General features: G+C 55.9%; 1 protein-coding gene and 2 pseudogenes. 1 reads left to right on the forward strand and 2 read right to left on the reverse strand.

All coding sequences use genetic code 11. From position 1 onward, the window contains the following. Nucleotides 1–374 (forward strand): hypothetical protein (locus tag BMI01S_RS36135; RefSeq protein WP_042292847.1); only part of this gene is annotated, 374 nt, incomplete at its 5' end. Nucleotides 375–896: 522 nt separating this feature from the next. On the opposite strand, the pseudogene BMI01S_RS44360 reads toward BMI01S_RS36135, so the two are convergent. Continuing rightward, nucleotides 897–1,265, reverse strand: a pseudogene (locus tag BMI01S_RS44360) (DUF3757 domain-containing protein); the annotation flags it as partial. 2,041 nt (nucleotides 1,266–3,306) lie between these two features. Further along, nucleotides 3,307–4,173 (reverse strand): annotated as a pseudogene (locus BMI01S_RS36140) (IS630 family transposase); the annotation flags it as partial.

Below are 4,173 nucleotides of genomic sequence, written 5' to 3' on the forward strand. Positions count from 1 at the left end.
TAGTTCATGGACAGGAAATCGACATGTACCCACTGACTTGGCTTTGGTGTCACCAATGCAACTATCCTTTGAGCGGCGCTGTAGGCCAAACCATGGCGTTGCCGGGTGCCCGCGACCCACAAACGGAAAGAGCCATTACGCAGATATTTTCATATGGTTCTCGGCTCGGGCGAATCCTTGAAGTTCTGGAGCCAATGGTCGAGGAATTTTATGTCGATAGTCCGGGTATCAATCGGGAACCAGCTCATGAATTCGATGAAATGCTGAGCGATATCAAAGCGATCCGATCTTTAAGGCAGGCGACGAAACCGGAAAAAAATCTCACTGTGTCGGATTGGGGGGCGACAATTATGTTGACCGGCCATGCGACGTAAGCGGGGTGAACGCGAAGCAACAACTGGTGGATTTGGCGGGACCGACCTTCTGCGTGGTTTTCGCGTTCCAAAGGGCTCTGGTTGCACGGCAGCATCGTTGGGCTCTTGAACCTTGATCCGGCCAAAACTGGACTGGCGGAACAGGCCGAGCGACGAATGACGACGATTGTGGCAAAAAAGCTCCGATGGTTCGAACCCCGCCCTTTCGCATGGATCGCCTTGGCCTACGGACCGCGAAACTCGACGGCGGAAGCCCGGCTCTCGAGGTAGCCGTATGGCGAGGTCAAGGCGCCCAAGTTGAATGCCAACGCACCCACAGGGGCCCGAAATGACTTTTCTATCGCACCGCAGGACAACGGTCTGCCGGTTCTCGCAGCGGACGCCGGAGCAGAGTCTTCTCCGCGACAGGTACCGTTGACCTCTTTTCAATGTCGTCAGGATTCTCGCGGCGACAGATCAAAGCCCTTGCAATTGGACCAAGACGGCACCCACTGGGAAGCCGCAGCTGAACGCTCGGATTGTTCAGGACCGTCGAACGACAACGAACCTACAACGCCAGGCGGCCGGCTCAGTGCATTCATAGTAGTCAAGGTCGTGAGGGCCAGATTTCCGGCGCCATGAACCTGGGTCTACCCTTAGACCTGGTAGCGGAGACCTAGGTATGTACCGTAGATTCATATGGCTGCCGTTGGCGAGTTCGTAGGAGCACTGGATTTCCGGCGATCGCACAGTACCATCATTATCAAGCTGCGGTGGATCAAACGTGGCTGAGCTAAATTCCTTGATATTGCCGTCGTCCGGTCCCCTCGCAATACCCGTCCATTCACCCTCGTTATCGCTGGTTGTTGCCGTGTACACGTTCCGTGCAACTTTGATGGCGGCGGGCGGCGGGCAGCTTTCGTACGTTTCGGCAGCAGCGCAATAAGATGCGCCGAGTCAAGCGAAACAATAAAAATATTTCGCATCATCATGATGCATTCCTTCATTTTGAAAAGCAGTAAGTTCAGTTATCTGATCATCTGGCGAGGCATATAACACAAATTCTTATTCGAGCCATTGTCGCGTTAGATCGTGCTTAAGTTCATCTTTGGATAACCTTGATTGCGCGATCGACTGAAATCAGAAACGTATGCTATACCGTAACAACGGCGACCAAAAACAGATATAATTTATACCATAGGTAATGTCGTTGAGGGGTATGGCAGACCCGTGTTTTTTGAAGCGTTAGGGATGGAATCCTAAAGCCCTGTGGTTAATGAATATAAAGCGGCGCACGCAGTCAATGGCGGTCAGCGTGAATGGCCTTCCGCTCGTGAAACACTTGCCAAATGGCGAAATTCCGGTAGGCGCATTACCAGGGCCGTGACGCGCGGCGGCTTTTGCCTGTCGATGGACAGCGAGGGACCGTTGGAATTTCGAGAATGCGGAGAGGTGTGAAGACGGCACCCAGCGTGGGTCCTTGGTTGTGTGTGCCGGAGACCGGCACCAGATTTGGCAGCACGGTCCCTAATGGCGAAGTGTGTTGGCATCAAAATATTTGACTCATTTCTTCTGGCAGTTGCCCTTGAAAATTTCTTAAGGTACGGAGTTGCGGCGGGCAGTAACGAGTTGCATAGATTAAGGGCTATTAACTAAAGACTATTTATGGAAAAGATTAAGAGATTGCTTTGTGGTGGCGTCTTGTCCGCTGCTTTAATGGGCGTGACGGCGCAGGCGTTTGCGGTCGCGCCGAACGATCTTTGTATATACGCCAATCCAGCAGATCCTGCCGAGAGCTTTACCTACTGCTATGGGACAGGTTGGGAAGTTGGTCCACCCGGGGGCAGGCGACCGAGTAACGTGTCTGCTCTTTGAGCTTGGCCATCATGTAGGCGAGAACCTCGGCGATGGCAAAAGGAATTCGCGCATTCGTTGGCGGCGTAATTGGAAACGTGCCATTGGCCGATGTCCGAGGGAAGGTGCGCTGGTGGGACTGGCTCACCACTTTACTGTTGTCCTAAATAACAGATTACTGATGGAGCGACTGGCCTGCGGCGGACGTGTTCTGAATACCCGCCGCAATTGCCCAGTGCTTCTATCGGGATCGGGACGCTGCTTGACCCATTTCATGCGCCTGGCTGGCAGGCCTGTACGCGCGCTGCCCGGGACTAGCCGCGGCGCGTCCGCCTGAGAATCCGGAGGCGTGGGTACTGAGTTTCAAGCTCACGCTCAAGCATTGGCCCGCGGATGGCTCGACGCATTGAAGCAGCTAAGCTTGCGGCGGTTTTGGGCAACGTTGGCGCGTCGACGGTCTATGGCATCTGGCGCAAGCAATGGATTGCGGGCCGCTCGGCTCGATAGTTACATGATCTCAAGTATCCTGGCTCCAGGAGCAAAGCGGCAGACGCGACCGGTCTGTGTCTGAAACCACCCGCACATGCGGTTGTGTTTTGCGTAGACGAGAAGACGGCAATTGAGGACTTGGATCGTAAAGGTCGGATGCTGCCGCTGTCACTTGGGCGAGCGGGGAGTCGCAGCTTCGAACACTAGCGCAACGAAACGCTGAGCCTTTTCGTCCCGCTCAACACGACAATCTGGGAAGTCATCGACGTGCGGCGCGCCATACCAGCGAGCAGTTCGTGGCCTTTCCTGGCCGACGTTATCGCCAGCCGGCGGGCCAAACATGAGATCCGCGACAACGACGTCAGCGGACAAGCACCCCCCGTGTGCTAGAGTGATTGCGGCAACACTGAAGCATGAGGTTGTAACGGACACCGGCTTATAGCTTGCGGCTACATCGGGTGAAGAGCCACACATTTGCGAGTTGATTGCGCGAGGCATCTTCCGCTGCGTGCTTTCTGCGCCGCGAATGCGACGCCACGTCTGCTTGGCCGATCGCATTGACCCAAGTTTTTTGTTACCGATTTAGCTGTTGCTAGTCCGTTGAACCGGATCAATTGCACCGAATTCGCCGCGATGGATCGGAGTACTTCCATTTCAATGGGAGCGCCTGCTTGTTGTATTGACGTATGTAACGCCTGAGCTTTTTGTCGAGATCCTTGGTGCTGGTGAATACGCCACGCGCAATGACGTCGCGCTGGATGCGGGCAAACCAGTTCTCGACCTGATCCAGCCATGACGAATACGTGGGTGTGTAATGTATCGAGACTTTCGGATGGTCAGCCAGAAATGTTTGAACGGCTTCGGTTTGGTGGCTGCTCACGTTGTCGCAGATCACGTGGATCTCCTTTCCGCGCGACTGGGCCGATACCACCTCGGTGAGGAACGCGACAAACTGGGCGCTGGTATGGCGTGGCGCGGTTTTGCCCAGCACTTCGCCAGTTGCGACATTCAATGCGGCGAACAGGCTCAGGGTGCCGTTGCGTTTGTATTCAAAGCCATGGCTCTCGGCGCGCCCGGGCGAGAGCGGCAACATCCGGTCCTTGCGATCCAGCGTCTGGATGGCCGTCTTCTCGTCCACGCAGAACACCACCGCATGCAACGGCGGATCCAGGTGCAGCCTGATCACATCAGCGGCCTTGGCCTCAAAGTCGGGATCGTTGGACACCATGTGGGTATCGAGACGATGTGGCCGAATGTCGTGCTTGCGCCAGATACGCTGCACCGTCATGAAGGCCATAGCCCGCTGCGCCGCCAGTTTGCGGCTGCTCCAGTGCGTCGAGCCATCGGCCGGCTTGCGTCGCAGCGTGAAGTCGAGCACTCATCGCTTCAAGGCCTGCCAGGTCAGGTCGCGGCGCGCGACCTGGATGTCTGCCGTACAGGCCAGCCAGGCGCTCACTGGTGAATCGCGTTTGCCACG

The organism is Paraburkholderia mimosarum LMG 23256 = NBRC 106338, from assembly GCF_000739815.1.
Taxonomy (GTDB): domain Bacteria; phylum Pseudomonadota; class Gammaproteobacteria; order Burkholderiales; family Burkholderiaceae; genus Paraburkholderia; species Paraburkholderia mimosarum.